Below are 17,663 nucleotides of genomic sequence, written 5' to 3'. Positions count from 1 at the left end.
TATAATGACGATTTACATTCACATAGAAAATGAAAAATAAAAGATATATAAAAATGAGATACAGAATCCTTTATCTGCTGTTTATCTCTATATTGCCCCTGATATTCTCATGTCGCAGTGAAGAGACGGACTTTGAACCGGATGATATATCAAAGCATGCAATAAATTTTACTCTAAATATTCCGGGTCTGAATCTCCCATCCACATATTCCATGGACGAAACAAAGGAAAATGAAGTTAACGAAGTCGACGTGTTTATTTTTAAAGTAAATAATTTGGGCAACCAGACTTTTATCTATCATAAGAAAGCTACAAATATCAAAAATGCATATGGCACAGCAAAATTCCATGCTGTAATAGAGGAAGATACCGATTGCAATATATTACTGGTAGCCAATGCCCGGACAAAAGTAGATAATATTTCAAGTACCCTTACCGAGGGTGTATCTACAAAGGAGGAAGTATTATCTCTGCTGGAATATTCCAATGAGGGTAAATGGGAAGCCGACGGCTCCGGCATTTACAGGAACATACCAATGATAGCCGAAACCGGCAAAATAAATATCACAACAGGAATGCACATAACAAATGTATCCTTAGTCAGGATGCTGGCACGTATAGACCTAAAAATAAATGCATCTGTGACTCCTGCTACATTCAAATTGTCCAATATTTACCTTTGCAATTACAATACCAACGGATACATCGCCCCCACCTGGAACTCTCAGGGGGAACTTTCATCTGCTGCTGCAACCAGTCCAAACCTTCCGGCTTCTACCGGACGTAAGTTAGGAACAGGAAATGCGATAAAATATGAAGCCGGCGGATTAACCTCCTTCAATGGTGAAATATATGCTTTCGAGGCCGATGCCGCCAGCGATGATAATGGCTATGACCACGCCGACCGTAAAAATGCAACATGCCTGATCATAGAAGGAAAATACAACAGTGCAAGTAACTCGTCTTTCTACCGCGTTGACTTTACGTACCCCGAAACTGGTACAGGTATCGATAAAGGCGATTACATGCCTATTTTACGCAATTACAGATATGAAATAGAAATAAACGGCGTTACAGGCGCAGGACTACCCTCCCTGGAAGAAGCACTGGCGTCATATATGGTTCGTTCAAATCTGGATATTAAACCTATAATATATGATGAGGGACTCATAAAAGACATTGTTTTTAACGGACGATATATGCTTGGCGTAGATATAGGAGAGTTCTTGTCCTACTCAGGAAAAAATCTTAATGGAACAGAAGAAGCCTCAAAACTGGTAATAAGTACCGATGAACCAGAGGGCTGGAAAATAAAAATAAGTGACACGAATAATAAAACAAATCCGGACTGGCTAAAAGTAACCAATATACAAGGAAATACAGGCTCCACCCAGATAGGTTTGATCGTAAATACCTCAGCCGCAGATAAGGCGGAGGTCGGATATCTGGATATCCTTGCCGGAAACCTGGTAAAGAGAATAACCTATTATAGCGTCGACCCTCTTTTTGAATTCAAAGATCTCACAGATGGAGACATTATAGACTTCGGAGCTGAAAATCAAAGCCTGATTTATAATGTAAATATCAGGACAAATGCACGCTGGAAGTACTCGGCATCGGACGATACGAATAACAATGCCTTCCCTAACACAATTCTAAGTATGTCGCATCCGTTGGAAGCGCCGTACAATATAGGAGGGACTTCCGCCCAGGCAGCAGATATAACGTTCCACTTCATACCGTCGAGTGACGATACTCCTGTTGCGGGTACAAAGTTTGCCACAACACTGTCATTCTCTACGACCTTTACCGGCGATTCAGGAAACGATATTACGAAAACACTCACTTTCAAGAGAACAGTTCCGGCATACGTAGGTCTTTTCAGCATGGAACCCAACGACATAGATTTACCTTCAGCCAATTCTGTTGTAAAGATAACTGCTACAGCTAACGTAGCATGGAGCGGAATAGCCAAATACAATGGGACGATCGTATCTACTAACTCTACACCTGTTCCGGCAGCAACCAAAAGTTCCGGTTTTTCAAATGTTACAGTACGCGAGAATCTCGATTCTTATACCAAAGTCATTAATTTTTATATTAAATATACGGATACAAATGGTATATCTCAGGAATCGTATGTAGGCCAATTGATACAGAAAAAAGCCGGAGAATAAGATGAAAAAAAACATGATACATAATACCCTCGTATATATGCACACTATAGCGTTACTATCTGCTATTTCATGTTCACATAGCCAATCCCGGCCAATGGAGAATTATACTGAAATAGAACGCTGTTACTATCAGCTGAAATCGGTAAATACGGATGCTGACAAAGAAGCTATGAAATCATATGTGTGCGATTCCTTAAACTTCACGAAATTATACAATTCGCCCCTATGGGACACATTTATTGAAGACTGGATAAATCTCTTCGGAAACAATGTACGGTCTTTTCCGGCTGAAGAATTTACATATATTTCAAAGAGAATACTCGAACGTATTGCGATAGAAAGCCCTGAAGTCAGCAAACCATTGGTTCGTAAATCAGCCGATATATTAATGGAAATGGATCAGAAAAAAGTAACCGCCTGCCTGGCCGCATATTCCCATGGAATAAATATAAATGCAAATGAGGACAGCGAAATAGCCATGCGACTACTCACCGCTATCATGCTTCCGGGCACAAAAGCGCCTGCCCTGACAGGTACGAAACCGGCAGGAAATAACACAGAAGGAGAAAAAAGGCTTATTATCTTCTATGACAGCAATTGTCCCGATTGTGAATCATTATTAGCCAATGTAAGCAGCCGGTACAAAGAATTACTCAATAAGGGTATAGATATAATCAGCCTGTCAGCTGATACGGACGAAATATTATATACGAAACACGCCAAGAGGCTTCCCTGGAAAAATAAACTGTGTGACTATCAATCATTCAGTAGCGATAATTTCAAAAATTATGGAATAGCAGCAGTTCCGGCAATGTATTTAATTGATTCTAAAGGACTAATTGTAGACCGGTTCGAGTCATTAGATGAATTTGATTTGCTTAAACATGATGGATCTGATATAAATACAATAGACAATGAAGAAAAAGCCCTTCACTAATACTATGGATCATAAAAATTTGTCTTCATCCACATATCGGAAACACCGAAGTTGAAGATATGTGTAGTTTTGTAAAGTCTGAAATCCTGTGAGTCGGGAGATTCGCAGGATTTATTAAAAAAGAAATTAATCTCTTCTAAAAAATAATATTAATGACTATCGGCAGAAAAATATTCAAAACAACCATAATTATATTAACAGCGATACTATCCGTTTCCTGTATATATGATGAAGATATTCCCCCCGTAAACAGGGTAATACTCATTTATCTTGGAGGGGACAACAGCCTGTCTGACGAAGTCTACGAGAAAACAGAAGCTATCCGTCAGGGTTGGAATAAAAATATCGAAGGTAAGCTTTTGATTTACAGCGATCCGTCTGATGCATCTCCGCAGTTGATAGAAATATGCACATGCCGTGAAGGAAACCCTATAAAAGAAGTTATACACACATATGAAGAGGAGAATTCTGCTGACAGCAAAGTTTTTAATCGTGTTATAAAAGAAGTCAAAACAATGTATCCGGCACCGTCATATGGCTTGATCTTATTTTCACATGCTTCAGGATGGTTGCCTCAGGAAACATTGAAAAGCCCCAAATCGGTACTAATGGATAATAAGCAGGAAATGGACCTGGCAAATTTCGTTAATGCTATTCCCGACAACTCCTTCGATTTTATAATCTTCGAAGCCTGCTTTATGTCCGGTATTGAAGTTGCATACGAACTCAAAGATAAAACCGATTATATACTTGCTTCGTCTGCCGAAATAGTCTCCCCGGGATTTACCGGGATTTATAAACAGTCTGCCATAAGCTATCTGTATGAGTCTCCTGTCAACCTGAAAGGATTTGCACAATCGGCATTTAATTATTTCAACTCGCAATCGGGATTTCTCAATTCCGCAACGCTGAGTATAATAAAAACCTCTGAATTGGACGCACTCGCCAATACTGTAAAAAAGAGTTATGATATAAATAGGACGGTCGATTTAAATGCAATCCAGCATTTCGACAGATATTCATATCATTTATTTTTCGATTTTGAAGATTATTTTTCATCATATCTGCAAACCGATATACAAAAACAGGAACTATCAAAAGCTATTAATTCCTGTATTATCTATAAAGCAGCCACTCCGGCATTCATGGATGGATATAACGGTTTTGAGATAAAAAAACACTCGGGATTGACCACCTATATCCAACAGGAACAGTTTCCATATCTAAATACAGAATATCAGAAACTGAGATGGTACAAAAAAATTTCAGAAAATTGATCAGCTAAAGGTAAATATGCCGGAAAATGTAAGGAAAACCCAAAATATAAGAGATAAAATGATAAAGAGGTTGTTAAATACACGAGAGTTAAAAATCGTGTTGTTGGGAACGATACTGCTATTAGGCACTATAAACAAAGCAAGCGCCCAATTCTACTCCGTTAAGACAGATTTGCTGGGCTTAGCGACCACCACGCTGAATATAGAAGGTTCGGCTGTTGTCAGTAACCAATGGACACTTCATTTACATGCGCAATATAATCCTTGGACATTTCCAGATAACAAGAAGATGAAAAATCTGACATTCCTGCCTGGCACACGCTACTGGTTCAATGAGACCTACAGTTATAGTTATTTTATAGGTTTCAACGCAATTATCAGCAGGTACAACATCGGCGGGCTATTCGGCAGTGATTACCGCTACGACGGAATGGGTTATGGAGGAGGAATATCGTTCGGGTTTTCAAAACCCATTCAAAGGCGGTGGAACCTGGAGTTCGAGTTAGGCATAGGTGGTGTATATTCAAGTTATGATAAATATCCCTGCATAAAATGCGGGGAAAAAATAGATGAAGGGTCAGGATTCTTTCTGTCCCCAAATAAGGCTGCTATAAGTTTGGTTTATTTATTCTGATATAAAAGGATTTATGAAAAGAGAAGATTGTAAAAGAACAGAAAATAACGTTGAGGAAAAGAGCAGAAAACATGCAATAAGATCCTTAAAGTCTATAACTTACAGCATATTGACTGTCGGTTCTATTTCATTGGCCGTAATGTCGTGCCGTTCGGAAAAAATAATGACAGAAGCACTTTATATGCAATATAAGAATGTGAAACTCGAATTGCCGCCAGGAGATGAGATCGGGGATTCTTTTTCTTCGGGAGGTATGCTTTCCGAGATCGTTAATTATACAAATAAAGAAGATGGGAAAAGTAATGAGACGACGTATAGCACCACTAATAAGCTGGATGCAAATACCGTCTACCGTCTAAATGAAGTGGTGGTAACTTCCCGTTCCAGCTTCACTCCTGAACGGGATGGCCGTGTATCGGTAAATTTCCTTGTACGGGTTCCTAAAGAATTAATTTCATCAAACTGGAGCATTACACTCAGCCCCCAATTACTGCATAATGATTCTGTAGTACCTTTAAAAGATTTAATCATAAAAGGTGAAGAGTTCTACAATAAGCAACAAAGCGGTTATGAAGCTTATGGTGAATATCTGGCATCTATCGTGGACAAAAAGGATTATGACAGCGTATTTCTTGACAGGAAGGGTATCGCCCAGGATATATTTGACCGTCAGAGCCTTTATCTCGGCCTCTATAAATCGGAATGGAATGATATGATGGATTACCAGAAATGGAAAAAGATGATGGATGACCGTTATATGACATTCAATGCTAAACAGGAAGCCAATCGCCTGGCTTTGTGGCATAAGTACCAGAGGGAAGCAGAATTCCTTAAAGTAAAGAACCTGGCTACAGATAAAGATACTACCGGTATTAGTGCAAGCTTCAATAAAAAATTTGAAAAACGGGCAGGACTACTACCTCAATACAGGTTAAAGCGGGAGATCAAAGAAAAATCAGTACCCCGGAAATTTAAAGAAATGCATACAGAAGGACATACCGTCGAAGATATTAAAAGCCATGCCGTAAGCGAAAATGATTCTGTAGACATCTCAAAACACCGCTATTTCTATAATAAGATTATAGAGAATGAAATGAAGGACAGTCTCAAAAACTATAAATTCCGAGAACTGATCCCTTACGAAATCCGTAAAGATGTGAAGCTCGACAGTATAGCTGATCCCGGTTCTGACTTTGTATATCTCTACAATCATGAATATCCGGTAACTGCGGGACTGAAAAAAATCCGCATCACGATGAAAGGGCATGCACGCGCAATAGATGAAAGCGGATACACCTTCCCCGGAATGGATACGCTTACCTACCTTATATCATCTATAGACCAGCTGATAGATACAACGTTAACAGTAAAGAAAACCAAGCTGTATCGGAATATGTACAGCCTTTTGACCATTTATCCTAAATTTGCCACAGGGAAAGCCGTATTCAACGTGCGGCACGAAAATAACAGGATGCAGATCGATACCCTCATCAACACTTACAATGTTTTCACGAAGGAGAAAGGCTTGGATATGGATAGTGTGGTAATGACTGCCTCTACTGCTCTTGACGGATCTTTCGACAATAACGCATACCTCAGTAAACAGCGTGCAGACGCGATCAAAGACCATCTGAGAAGAACATACGGAGCCGGCATGGATATAGAAAATGTCTTCAAAGTACGATATATCGGAGAAGACTGGAACGGATTAGTAAGACTTCTCCAAAAAAGAGATGATATTGAACACAAAGGCGAGATATTACATATGATCTCCAATGCGACATTCCCCGATGCCTGCGAAGAAGAAATCAAAAAGCAATATAAAGAAGACTATAGAATCATACATGATTCTATTTATCCTAAACTGCATAAAGTGGAATTAGCATTCAATATGAGCCGCCCGGGAATGGTTTCCACAGATTCTATACAAAGCGAATTCCGAAGTGAATATTATGAGGGCTTACGCTTACTGAAAAACCGCCAATACTGGGAAGCTCTGGAAATATTAGCCAACTATCCGGATTACAATACAGCATTGTGTTTTACCAGTATGGGGTATAATGACAGAGCCTACAACCTGCTGGTACAGTTGGAACAGACAGCCAATGTAAACTATCTTTTAGCCATAGTTTGTTACCGGCTGAATAAGAAAGACTTAGCTGTAGAATACTTATTAAAAGCCTGTGAACTTGATAATTCCAAAATATACAGGGCGCCACGGGATATGGAAACCAAAAACCTGATAAATACATATAAACTAAAACCTAAATTGGATAAGATAGAAGCTGACGCTGCTATTTAGGTCCGGTTGTTGAAGGCGACAGGAAATACAGAAACAAAAACTCTCTAAGCATTTAAATTAGAGAGTTTTTTGTGTAACCGCCAAAATATACTACCATTTATTCATATGTATCTTTTTCTCATCATATTTATCCTTCACACTTTGCGGTCCCCTCGGATAGCCTACCGGGATGACCACCAATGGTAATATTTGAGAAGGTAATTTTATATTTCTACTCACAGTTCCCATCCGGTCCGGATAAGGATAAGCAGCCGTCCATACAGCACCTAGACCCAAGGCTTCAGCTGTCAGCAAAATATTTTGTGTCGCAGCGGAACAATCCAGATACCAGTAAGAGGATTTCGTTGTATCACCACAGACTACAATAGCCACAGGAGCCTGGGAAAGCATTTTAGCTGTCGGCAGCTCTTCGGCCAGCCTGTCCAGAATATCCCTTTCGTTTATAACAACAAATTCCCACGGACGTGTATCTTTACCCGAAGGCGCAGCCATTCCGGATCTAATAAGCGTTTGAATATCTTCGTTCGATACAGGCCTGTCCTTTATAAAGCTTCGGACACTCTTTCTTCCATGTATAACAGAAAGTATCGTCTCCTTCTTTGAAATTTTGTCATTATCCGATCCGTTACAACCTGAAAATAGCATAACTGTTATAAATGTACAGAGTAATACAGATTTACTTTTCATATTTATTTTATTGAATTAATAAAGCCGGTGGTTCCACAAAACCACCGACAATATATAAATTATTTTTTTAACTATTTTCTAATCGGATAATATATAGCTAATTACTCCTCCCATTTTGCTATGATAGACTTCCGGTCGTAAGAGTATGCGCTAAAGATACCCAAAGCTCCCCCTTTGATATTTGTTGTAGGATTGTTCAGGGAATTTTCAGCCTGACTCAGATTTTCGAAAAACGTATAAGACGGCTTATCCACACTCTGAAATTCAATCAACAACTCGTCATTCTGCTGGATAGGATCGACATCTTCATTCGCAGAAAATACCGTGAGCGGCATGTGCATATCGCTACCATCGGTATTTTCAGTGTTTATCACAATCTCACCGACATCTGCCCGCTGCTTACCATTTATGTACACCAGGCAACGGTAATACTCATTCTCTTTCCCAACCGGGTCTGTGAAATGCACCATCGGTAGACCATAATCCATTGCCAAAATCTTAGTTATTGTGAGCGAATCTAATTTCACCTGCTTCGGCATCCTCGATACAGCTGTATATTCTTTACCTTCATAATTCACATACAGGCTGTATGTCCGCCCTTCTTCCCCCTTCATTTTCTGGGCTACATACCATCCGGTATTATCCTGCTCCAGTATATCCGAATTCCCGGCATCGTCCGATATTTTGACAATAGCGCCTTTCAGGAACGGATAACCGCTATTATCGCCAAAATCCAATGTTTGGCTTACGCGTACCATCGCCAGTGTATTTTGCGGGACCATCCCTTCAATTACTATACGCGGAGGTACCGTACGGAGATCCACATCAATTTCTTTTTCGCAGGAATAGGCTGTAAAGATTAATAATACTATTGCAGCCGTCAATTTACATATTTTGAATATATTGGTCATAATATCTTATTAATTGGAGTTAAAACTTAAAATTCCATGTAATTGAAGGAACGAATCTGAATAATGAATACTGATAGGCCGATGTCTTGCTTGTATCGTCATTATTGGTACGGAAACGAATCATATAAGCATTTTCTCTTCCATAAGCGTTATAAAGGCTGAATGCCAGCTCCGATTCGAATTTCGAGGTCTTTTTCAACAGGCAGGTCGCCCCCAGATCCAGACGGTGATAGTCCGGCATACGGTAACCGTTTCTTTCGGCGTAATACATCACATCTTTTCCGTTTATCTGATATTTACCACTCGGGTAAGTAATCGCGTTACCTGTATAATATACCCACGCGGCAGACAGCGTCCACTTGCGGTTCAGTTCGTAAACTCCCACGATAGAGAGGTCATGTGTCCTGTCCTGATAAGCATTATACCATTTATCTTCATTTATTCCATCAATCTTTTTCTCCGATTTGGATAGTGTATAACCGACCCATCCGGTCAGACGTCCCAATTTCTTTTTAAACATCAGTTCAAGACCGTAAGCGCGCCCTTTACCATATAGCAGCTCAGTCTCTACCGCATTATATGTCTGAAAGTTAGCATTATCTTTATAATCTATCTGGTTCCGCATATCTTTATAATAAGTCTCTACACTAAATTCGAACATATTATTAGAAAAATTACGGAAATAGCCTATGGAAACCTGGTCGGCGACCTGCGGCTTAATATTATTCGAACTCGATGTCCAACGGTCGAACGGTGTACCCTGTGCCGCGTAAGTCAGCAAATGCATATTCTGGACTGTACGTGCATAAGCAGCCTTTACAGATGATACTTTGTTGAGTTTATACGCAGCCGATAGGCGGGGCTCGAGATTCACATAAGTCTTAACTACTTTACCGCCTTTATACCACACACTGTCGGTCACATTATTTTCTTCATCCAGGTTATAAAATTCACCTTTTCCTAACGCCATGAATGCAGACAGACGCAAACCATAGATAATTTCCAGTTTATCAGACAACTTAATTTCATTAGAGGCATATATTGCATTCTCCGAAGAATAACGGTGAAGCAGGTTCAATGAATTATTTTGCTCGGCATTCAGTTCATAATCACCGGGGCCTATATCATGATAGGTCGAACTTAACCCCATTTTCCACAGGCTGTTTTTATTGGGCTGAAAGATAAACTCCTGCCTTACTCCGTAATCTTTTATCTTTGCCCTACCATTCATATCCATCCCTATTTCCATTCCGAAATAGTAATTGTACTGATTGTAAAACACCGATGTACCCGAGTTCCATTTGCTATTGATAACCCTGTTCCATTTCAGATTACCGAACATATTGCCCCAGTTGATTTCAGCAGCATCTTTCAGCACCATTTTATCCCGTCCCAGATATCCGGAAAAAGAAAGCTGGTCTTTATCCGATAAACTAAAATGCACTTTGGCATTCAGGTCATAAAAATAGAGATAAGCATTCTGAGCGTCTTTAGCACCCGACAAACGGGCCATAGCATCGGCGTAGGTGCGTCTGGCACCAATGAGGAATGATGACTTACCTTTTTGGATGGGGCCTTCAACATTCAGCTTGGACGAAATAAGCCCGATACCTCCCGATACATGATAATCCTGATTGTCCCCGTTACGTTGCTGCACATCGAGTACCGAAGCCAGACGCTCCCCATATGGAGATGGCATGGCACCTTTATATAAAGTTACATCGCGAAGCACATCAGAATTAAACGTTGAAAAGAATCCCATCAAATGCGATGCATTATATAAAGGTACATTATCCAGCAGTATCATATTCTGGTCGGCACTACCTCCCCGTACATAAAAGCCGGAACTTCCTTCTCCTGCCCCCTGCACTCCGGGTGTAAGCTGGATCGTTTTAATAATGTCGCGTTCCCCCAATAATACAGGCAATTTATTTATCTTCTCTATTTCGAGCCGCTCCACACCTGTCTGAGGTGATGAAACGTTGGCGTCGGCACGTTCGCCCGAGACAACGATCTCTTTCAACCCGATAGCAGATTGCTTGAGTTCTATCTCCTGACGCATATCTTTAGAGAGAGAAATTTCAATTTCCTTTTTCTCGTAACCTATGTACTCTATCTGTAATGTATAATTACCTTTGGGAAGAGTCAATGTATAGTCTCCTTTCTCGTCGGAAGCAACACCCCGCCCCTGATTATTTTTCACGATTATAGGAACTCCGATCAGCGATTCTTTCGTCCGTGAATCATAAACTACTCCTTTTATTTTATAAGTCTGGGCATTTGTGAAGTTTGAAAATAAAAAGAATAAAATCAACCCGGAGAAAAATATAAATCTCACCCTTTGGGTTGAGTTAAAATGTAGTGTCATACGTTAATTAGTTTAATATTAGTACCTAAATTACTTCATAGGTTAAAATTACCTCTTCATTCATCTATAGACAACGATAAATCGATGAATTAATTTTATTTCCCGATGAATAATTAAGAATTATCTGTTAAATTTTCGCTTTCAGCAAGAAACAGAAAACAGAGATCATTTGACAAGTAAACGAGATACGAGATACAAGATTAAAACTTGTCTACTGGTTTACTCGTCTACTTGTATCTGTTTTTGTTAAAACCTGACACATCTGACACTTTTGTCAGTTAACAGTTAGCAGTCATCAGTTAACAGTCGTGGCGCGTTAGCACTTATTACTTAAAAACTCATCACTTATAACTGCCAGCAGGGCCTTATCTTTCTTCCTTTTATGTTCGGCTTTCCTTTTTTGGGAAGAAGTCAGTATTTTCATATCCCTTTCTATATGTTCGTTTTTCGGAGGATACCCGGTGATTGCCTCGGCACAGGTTTCCAATATTTCTTCTATCGCTTTTTGTTCCATACCATTATCTGTTTCTTCTGTTTTATCCAAGGGCCCGGATTCATTCTTCATTGCGCATCCCTCAGCTGCTTTCTCTTCCCTCCGGGGAAGCCGGGTGGGGCTTTTATCCTGTCTGTCCAGTAACATCTTTATTGTCCTCAGGTCGGGCGGGCATTCTTTTTTGGTAATTGTCTTTTGCTTAAAGACAAGTTCACCTGTATATTCACCGGGGACATAAATATCTTTTTCTACCGTTGTGTAATAACCTTCGAGCTTCTTTTTCAGCGACGCATGCACCATCGTCATCAGTTCGGCTTCACGGCGTGCTACCGCCTGTTCCACTTCGCTACGAAAATCGTCTCTGGTATTCATCCAGCTGTAAAAGGTCTCCCTGCTGATGTTTACCGCCTTGCATACCTGCGATACAGTAAAAAACTCCTCTTCAATCAGGTTTACAATCTTTTCTGTCAAATCTGCATTGTACTTTGCCATAATCGTTTATTTATATAGATAAACGGGATTTCTATTTATACAGAATTTTAACATTTTAGATGTAATTAGCGGATTTAAGGAAGATTCCTCTGCTCCTTCCACCTTCTGCCCTCACGCGATGCGATCGCGCGGGAGCAGAGGTTCACTCGTTTTACAGGGCCAAAGGTATGAATAATTAATCTGATTGAAGAAATATCTGTTATAAACTGATATTAGCTGAATATAAGAAATCCCGGCCGGCCTCTCCCAATACTACTGCATATAAGTCGCTTATAATGAATCTTAATAAAAAATTAACACATACAGATAAAATAAATATACCATGACAGTTGTAACACATCATGGTATATCTCTTTAAACAAACCGGAAACCTAAACCCTATCTCTTTTTACTTAAATTTTAATTATCCAATTGCTGCAACGCGTATGCATAAGCTCCATACATAACTGCTTCACTGGTCCCTATATGCGAAATAATCACTCCTGTCTTTTTCGATCTATTATAATGAACAAATTCGTCGCTTCCGGGAACTTTTATCTGTACGTCTTCGTTTTGTAAAAATCGACTTCTATCCCCTTCATCCATCAGATTATATATATCCATCTGTGTTTTAGAGAAAGAAGCTCCACCGAACATCCTTACGTTTCCCTGCAATTCTTTCATTATACCATTAAGTATATATTTCGAAGCCCCTGTGAGTCCACCGCCGATAACAAGGATACCGTCTACAATAGTGAGTGCATATGTCATCACATCACCTATCATTTCACCCATCTCCTCGAAACTCCTGATAGCTGCTTCGCGGTTGCCGGAGATATTCCCTTCTGCTATGTCATATATATCTTTAGGTGTAAGACCCGTACTATCCTGCCCCGATAATTCCTGATAAACCCTTTTGACGGCGCGTATGCTTACACTTTCTTCAACGATATATTCCGGGTATTTTTTGTTTTTCATTATCCAGACATCGGCGCCACACCCGTTATCTCCGGTAAGGAGCACTTTATTTATAACTACTCCCGCGCCAAAACCTGTTCCTAATGTTACACCTAATAAGTTTGAATAACGTTTCGGATTCCCGGCATTCCCCAGCCAGTAGTTAACCATCGGTAATGCTCCGTGCAAGGCTTCACCATACGCAAACAAATTTCCATCGTTGTTGATATATACCGGGATTTTAAATTTATTGTGAAGATACGGGCCTAACGCGACCCCATTGCGAAAAGCACTAAAGTTGGGTAAGTCTCCTATTATCCCATTCTTATAATCGGCAGGCCCCGGAAACGCAAAGCTTATCGCCACAGGTTCGGCTTCCAGGCCGGCCTTAATAGTTTCAAAGCCATGCACCAGCACTTCCAGGCATTTATCCAAATCGTCGGAGACAGCAGGCAGAACCAGATGCTCCCCAACTTCCTTATATGCCTGAACAGCTGAGAATACAAAATTTGTCCCCCCGGCATCGAGTGTCAATACTATCCGTTGATCGTTAATATACATAATTATGATTTTTTCTCAAATTTAAGCGATAATATATAGATATAAGCTGCACTTAGCAATAAAACACCGAAACTGATGCCGAGGCCGAAATGTTTCGCCACAACTCCTACTAACGGCGTCACTACAGCACCTCCGGCAACGCCCATTATCATCAATGATGATATTTCATTCGCCTTTTGCGGACGGTATTGCATAGCAACTGAAAATATGATGGAAAACACATTGGCACATGTCAGGCCGATTATAAATACAGCAGCAAACAACAACCATTTGTCTGATAAAAACATTAACATAAGAAATGCCGGTATGGCAATCAGCATATTGGTTTTCATAAACCTGGACGGATTAATCTTCAGGAGAAGAACCGATCCTAAGAACGCGCCGAATGTTCTTGCTCCGAAATAAAGACTGGAACCCAATGTAGCATCGTCAGTAGTAAAACCGAGCCTTTGCTCCAGCAATTGGGGAGTATTTACATTCATACAGACATCAATACCCACTATTAACAGAATACCCAGAAACATCTGTAAGATAAGGCTGTCTTTCAGTAATCCTAATGTATTCCCAAAAGAAGCCTGTTTTGTATCCACATTTTCTTCCCTCCTGATGGGAACAGAATATAACCAGACAAATGAGATAAGCGATGTTATGGCAAACACAGGCAGAATAAGTTTCCAGTCCCCGTAGTTCTTCACAGCCATACTGGCTATAATAGGCCCTACGAAAGAAGATACAGCCTTGATGAACTGCCCGAAAGTCAGAGTCCCCGCGAGCTTGCTGTCATGTACAATACTTGCTACCAAAGGATTCAGGGAAACTTGCAGTATGGTATTTCCAATCCCCAAAAGGGCGAATGAGAAAATCACCACGTAGAAATCGTAGAAGAAAAAAGGTAATATCAATGAAATACATTCGATCAGAATAGCCAGTAATACGGTTTTCTTCCGTCCTATCCGGTTCATTAACAATCCCGTCGGTATTGAAAATATCGCAAACCAGAAAAATACCATCATAGGTATAATACTGGATGTGAGTTCATCGAGGGAGAAGTCCTTTTTCAGGTAATTAGTCGAAAGTCCGACTATATCCACCATTCCCATCACAAAGAAGCTGAACAGGATGGGTATAAGTATTTTAATGGTATTTGATTTATTTTCAGTCATAAGTTTAGCTCGATATTGTTAAAACCGCACATATGCTTTTATTACAATACATTCCTGCCCCACGGATTTTCCGGTAGGGGTAATTGTATATTCTTCCAAAGCCGCCGGTATTATAAATGTTTCCGCATAATGTACAACAAAAGGTTCGAACACCCCTTTAGGGTCTTCTATTATAACTTCCTCACCTTCTACAAGGTTCAATACATTTACGCTATTATTGGTTTTATGAGATGTCTTTTTCGAAAAGCGGAATCTTCTTGTCTCAATAAATTCGTTCGGGTGCAATCCTGTTTTCTCTTCCAGCCACCCATCGCCTTCAGATACAGTAGAACATACATTCACCAGATTCTTGTGTGTATATTCCGTATCCCTTGTCCAGTCAATTACTTTTTTCCCCCTTTGCACATTTATCGGGCGAGGCTTCCCGTCAAGCCCCAATCGCTCCCAGTCCCAGAGTTTGAATGTAAACAGATTGGGAGTAGAACTGATTTCGAGCACAACCCCCTGTGGTCCGGAACAATGTACGGTTCCACCCGGTATCAGGAAGTGGTCGTGTTTCTTGGCAGGGATCTTATTTGCGTACTTGTCTGCATCGAATACGATCTCACCTTTTTCAGCCTTTTCCAGATCGCGAATCATTTCGTCCTTGTCTATCCCTGTTTTCAGTCCGAGATATACAACAGCATCTTCTTTGGCATCAACCATGTAGTAACTCTCGTCCTGTGTATAATGTATGCCAAAGGATTCGTGTACAAACTGTGTTGTCGGATGCACCTGAAGGCTCAGGCTTCCACCCTGTACAGTGTCCAGAAAATCGAACCGGATAGGAAACTCCTTTCCAAAACGGGATTCGACAGGTTCTCCTAATAATTCACGGCTTTTGAGCAATACCAAATTTACAGAAGGCATTTCGAAGACAGTACCGTTAACATCCAGAAACAGGCTATTCTCTTCGGGGACACAATCGAAACACCACCCATAATTCACATTTCCCTTATCCAGATCGAATGTCTCTCTCATCCACTGGCCGCCCCATGGCGCCGGATCAAAGAACGGAACTACCCGGAAAGGCTTCTTTATTGTTGCTTCAATACCATTGAAGAAAGTCTCCCTGTCTATCATTTTCGGTTGCTCTTTAACGTGAGTGTCCATCCAATACGAAACCTTGTTATATAAGGTGTTCTTATGCGCGTCACATATTTTCCAATCGTTAAAATATCCGCGTTTATGCTGCAAAGAAATGGCTTCATCTCTGTCGTCCAACCCCAAAGCCATAATACTGCGTGAACGGAATCGCTGCTGGATCTCCCATCGCGCCATATCAATATATATAACACAAGCTGAATCCGGAACAACAAGTGACGCCCCGCTACCGATGACAATGACAGTACCTTTACATTTTTTTATCTGATCCCGGGCTTCGGTCAATTTCTTCACATCGAAATAGTCTATCATTGACAGATTGGTAACATAGCCGAACAGGACATCATCGGTCATAAACCGTTCTGTCATTTTCCGAATCTCCTTTTCAGACTTAAACAAATCCCTTGTATTAAATATCAGGTCAGGTTCTATATTATTAACATGTGATATTACTTCTTCTTCGTGAACACCTACATACATATCTATACAGATAGTAGAACATGAACTTAACATATCTTTTAATGACTGTAAAATATCACTCCATCCCTCTATAATAGTCCCTTTAGTCTTTGTTGCAGGATATTTGTCATAATTAGGCTTCCTCATAGTATATTATTTATTAAACATTATTCAAAAAATATATTATGTTCATACATATATATCATTGTGCAAATATATGCATCTTTTTTTGTTTACCAATATTTTTTTGTGTTATTTTGTATAACAGTTAAACAATTCAATAAATAATAAGCTATGAAAATAGAAGTTAATCGTGAAAGTTCAAAGCCGCTCCACCTGCAAGCAGAGGAATTTCTTCGCAGGTTGATAGATGAAGAAGAATACAAAAACGGGAAGCTTCTGCCCAAAGAAATTGAATTGTCCAAACAATTTAATATATCCCGAAACACACTACGACAGGCGATCAACAAACTTGTATTTGAAGGACTGCTCGTACGCAGAAAAGGATATGGCACCAAAGTCGCGCGCAAAGGCTTTGTCGGTGGTATAAAAAACTGGCTGAGCTTCTCCCAGGAAATGAAAATGCTGGGGATAAAGATTAAGAACTTCGAACTCTTCATCGGAACCCAGAAAGTATATAAGGAAGTGGCCGATTTCTTCAATGTGGAAGTGGACACACGTTGCCTGAAACTTGAACGGGTTCGCGGAAGCGAAGAATACCCATTCGTGTATTTCATATCTTATTTCAATCCCAATATACCTCTCACCGGAGAAGAAAACTTCAATATTCCTTTATACGAATTGTTAGAACATAATTACAATATAGTTGTCAAAACATCCAAAGAAGAGATCTGCGCCAGATTAGCCGGAGACTTTATAGCCGATAAGCTGGAAATATCCCCCAACGACCCTATACTCATCCGAAAACGTTTTGTATATGATATCAACGATGTGCCAATAGAATACAACATCGGCTATTACAGAGCCGACAGTTTTACATATACGCTGGAAGCCCAAAGATAAATCCCCATAACAACCTTAAAATAAAAAGCCTTCTTCTCAGACAGGAGTGGTCGGAAGAAATTCCGATCACTTTTTGTTTTCTACGTTTTGAAGAAAATAG

At 40.0% G+C, this 17,663-nt stretch carries 13 protein-coding genes; 6 read left to right on the top strand and 7 right to left on the bottom strand.

The features are described 5' to 3' along the window. The first annotated feature begins 53 nt into the window (after positions 1 to 53). From ACFO6W_RS08610 to ACFO6W_RS08590, 5 genes are all read left to right on the top strand, one after another. Entirely contained in the window at positions 54 to 2,177 is a 2,124-nt protein-coding gene (locus tag ACFO6W_RS08610) for a fimbrial protein (RefSeq protein ID WP_379995335.1), read from the top strand. A gap of 13 nt (positions 2,178 to 2,190) precedes the next feature. Then, positions 2,191 to 3,114, top strand: coding sequence for a peroxiredoxin family protein (locus tag ACFO6W_RS08605; protein WP_379995333.1), 924 nt, complete (start codon positions 2,191 to 2,193; stop codon positions 3,112 to 3,114). Between the two features lie 152 nt (positions 3,115 to 3,266). Beyond that, positions 3,267 to 4,391: a clostripain-related cysteine peptidase gene (locus ACFO6W_RS08600; RefSeq protein ID WP_379995330.1), complete on the top strand. Its 1,125-nt coding sequence runs from the start codon at positions 3,267 to 3,269 to the stop codon at positions 4,389 to 4,391. A gap of 58 nt (positions 4,392 to 4,449) precedes the next feature. Next, positions 4,450 to 5,025 carry a DUF3575 domain-containing protein gene (locus tag ACFO6W_RS08595; protein ID WP_379995328.1) on the top strand — a complete coding sequence of 192 codons (576 nt, stop codon included), beginning with the start codon at positions 4,450 to 4,452 and terminating at the stop codon, positions 5,023 to 5,025. Between the two features lie 13 nt (positions 5,026 to 5,038). Next, positions 5,039 to 7,327, top strand: a complete 2,289-nt coding sequence (locus ACFO6W_RS08590; protein ID WP_379995326.1) for a tetratricopeptide repeat protein — start codon at positions 5,039 to 5,041, stop codon at positions 7,325 to 7,327. 90 nt (positions 7,328 to 7,417) lie between these two features. On the opposite strand, the gene ACFO6W_RS08585 is transcribed toward ACFO6W_RS08590, so the two are convergent. From ACFO6W_RS08585 to ACFO6W_RS08555, 7 genes are all read right to left on the bottom strand, one after another. Next, complete coding sequence (locus ACFO6W_RS08585) at positions 7,418 to 8,014, bottom strand: nitroreductase family protein (RefSeq protein ID WP_379995324.1); 597 nt, start codon at positions 8,012 to 8,014, stop codon at positions 7,418 to 7,420. Positions 8,015 to 8,115: 101 nt separating this feature from the next. Beyond that, positions 8,116 to 8,925: a DUF4249 domain-containing protein gene (locus ACFO6W_RS08580; RefSeq protein ID WP_379995322.1), complete on the bottom strand. Its 810-nt coding sequence runs from the start codon at positions 8,923 to 8,925 to the stop codon at positions 8,116 to 8,118. 19 nt (positions 8,926 to 8,944) lie between these two features. Continuing rightward, positions 8,945 to 11,293 carry a TonB-dependent receptor gene (locus tag ACFO6W_RS08575; RefSeq protein WP_379995320.1) on the bottom strand — a complete coding sequence of 783 codons (2,349 nt, stop codon included), beginning with the start codon at positions 11,291 to 11,293 and terminating at the stop codon, positions 8,945 to 8,947. 316 nt (positions 11,294 to 11,609) lie between these two features. Then, on the bottom strand, positions 11,610 to 12,278 hold the full coding sequence (locus ACFO6W_RS08570; protein WP_379995318.1) for a hypothetical protein: 669 nt from the start codon (positions 12,276 to 12,278) through the stop codon (positions 11,610 to 11,612). Between the two features lie 399 nt (positions 12,279 to 12,677). Then, positions 12,678 to 13,775 carry an ROK family protein gene (locus ACFO6W_RS08565; RefSeq protein ID WP_379995316.1) on the bottom strand — a complete coding sequence of 366 codons (1,098 nt, stop codon included), beginning with the start codon at positions 13,773 to 13,775 and terminating at the stop codon, positions 12,678 to 12,680. A 2-nt stretch (positions 13,776 to 13,777) separates the two neighbouring features. After that, positions 13,778 to 14,938 carry an MFS transporter gene (locus ACFO6W_RS08560; RefSeq protein ID WP_379995314.1) on the bottom strand — a complete coding sequence of 387 codons (1,161 nt, stop codon included), beginning with the start codon at positions 14,936 to 14,938 and terminating at the stop codon, positions 13,778 to 13,780. An 18-nt stretch (positions 14,939 to 14,956) separates the two neighbouring features. Next, positions 14,957 to 16,687 (bottom strand): class I mannose-6-phosphate isomerase, encoded by a 1,731-nt coding sequence (locus ACFO6W_RS08555; protein WP_379995312.1) that lies wholly within the window; start codon positions 16,685 to 16,687, stop codon positions 14,957 to 14,959. A 147-nt stretch (positions 16,688 to 16,834) separates the two neighbouring features. Here ACFO6W_RS08555 and ACFO6W_RS08550 point away from each other — a divergent pair, with 147 nt between their 5' ends. Beyond that, positions 16,835 to 17,563, top strand: a complete 729-nt coding sequence (locus ACFO6W_RS08550; protein WP_379995310.1) for a GntR family transcriptional regulator — start codon at positions 16,835 to 16,837, stop codon at positions 17,561 to 17,563. Positions 17,564 to 17,663 lie beyond the last annotated feature (100 nt).

It is taken from the genome of Dysgonomonas termitidis (assembly GCF_042654545.1).
GTDB classification, from domain to species: domain Bacteria; phylum Bacteroidota; class Bacteroidia; order Bacteroidales; family Dysgonomonadaceae; genus Dysgonomonas; species Dysgonomonas termitidis.
Note: the sequence above shows the minus strand (reverse complement) of the source record. Positions and strands in the feature narration are given on the sequence as shown.

Coding starts and splice junctions, on each gene's coding strand:
- ACFO6W_RS08610 (WP_379995335.1), top strand. CDS start 54: ATGAGATACAGAATCCTTTATCTGCTGTTTATCTCTATATTGCCCCTG.
- ACFO6W_RS08605 (WP_379995333.1), top strand. CDS start 2,191: ATGATACATAATACCCTCGTATATATGCACACTATAGCGTTACTATCT.
- ACFO6W_RS08600 (WP_379995330.1), top strand. CDS start 3,267: ATGACTATCGGCAGAAAAATATTCAAAACAACCATAATTATATTAACA.
- ACFO6W_RS08595 (WP_379995328.1), top strand. CDS start 4,450: ATGATAAAGAGGTTGTTAAATACACGAGAGTTAAAAATCGTGTTGTTG.
- ACFO6W_RS08590 (WP_379995326.1), top strand. CDS start 5,039: ATGAAAAGAGAAGATTGTAAAAGAACAGAAAATAACGTTGAGGAAAAG.
- ACFO6W_RS08585 (WP_379995324.1), bottom strand. CDS start 8,014: ATGAAAAGTAAATCTGTATTACTCTGTACATTTATAACAGTTATGCTA.
- ACFO6W_RS08580 (WP_379995322.1), bottom strand. CDS start 8,925: ATGACCAATATATTCAAAATATGTAAATTGACGGCTGCAATAGTATTA.
- ACFO6W_RS08575 (WP_379995320.1), bottom strand. CDS start 11,293: ATGACACTACATTTTAACTCAACCCAAAGGGTGAGATTTATATTTTTC.
- ACFO6W_RS08570 (WP_379995318.1), bottom strand. CDS start 12,278: ATGGCAAAGTACAATGCAGATTTGACAGAAAAGATTGTAAACCTGATT.
- ACFO6W_RS08565 (WP_379995316.1), bottom strand. CDS start 13,775: ATGTATATTAACGATCAACGGATAGTATTGACACTCGATGCCGGGGGG.
- ACFO6W_RS08560 (WP_379995314.1), bottom strand. CDS start 14,938: ATGACTGAAAATAAATCAAATACCATTAAAATACTTATACCCATCCTG.
- ACFO6W_RS08555 (WP_379995312.1), bottom strand. CDS start 16,687: ATGAGGAAGCCTAATTATGACAAATATCCTGCAACAAAGACTAAAGGG.
- ACFO6W_RS08550 (WP_379995310.1), top strand. CDS start 16,835: ATGAAAATAGAAGTTAATCGTGAAAGTTCAAAGCCGCTCCACCTGCAA.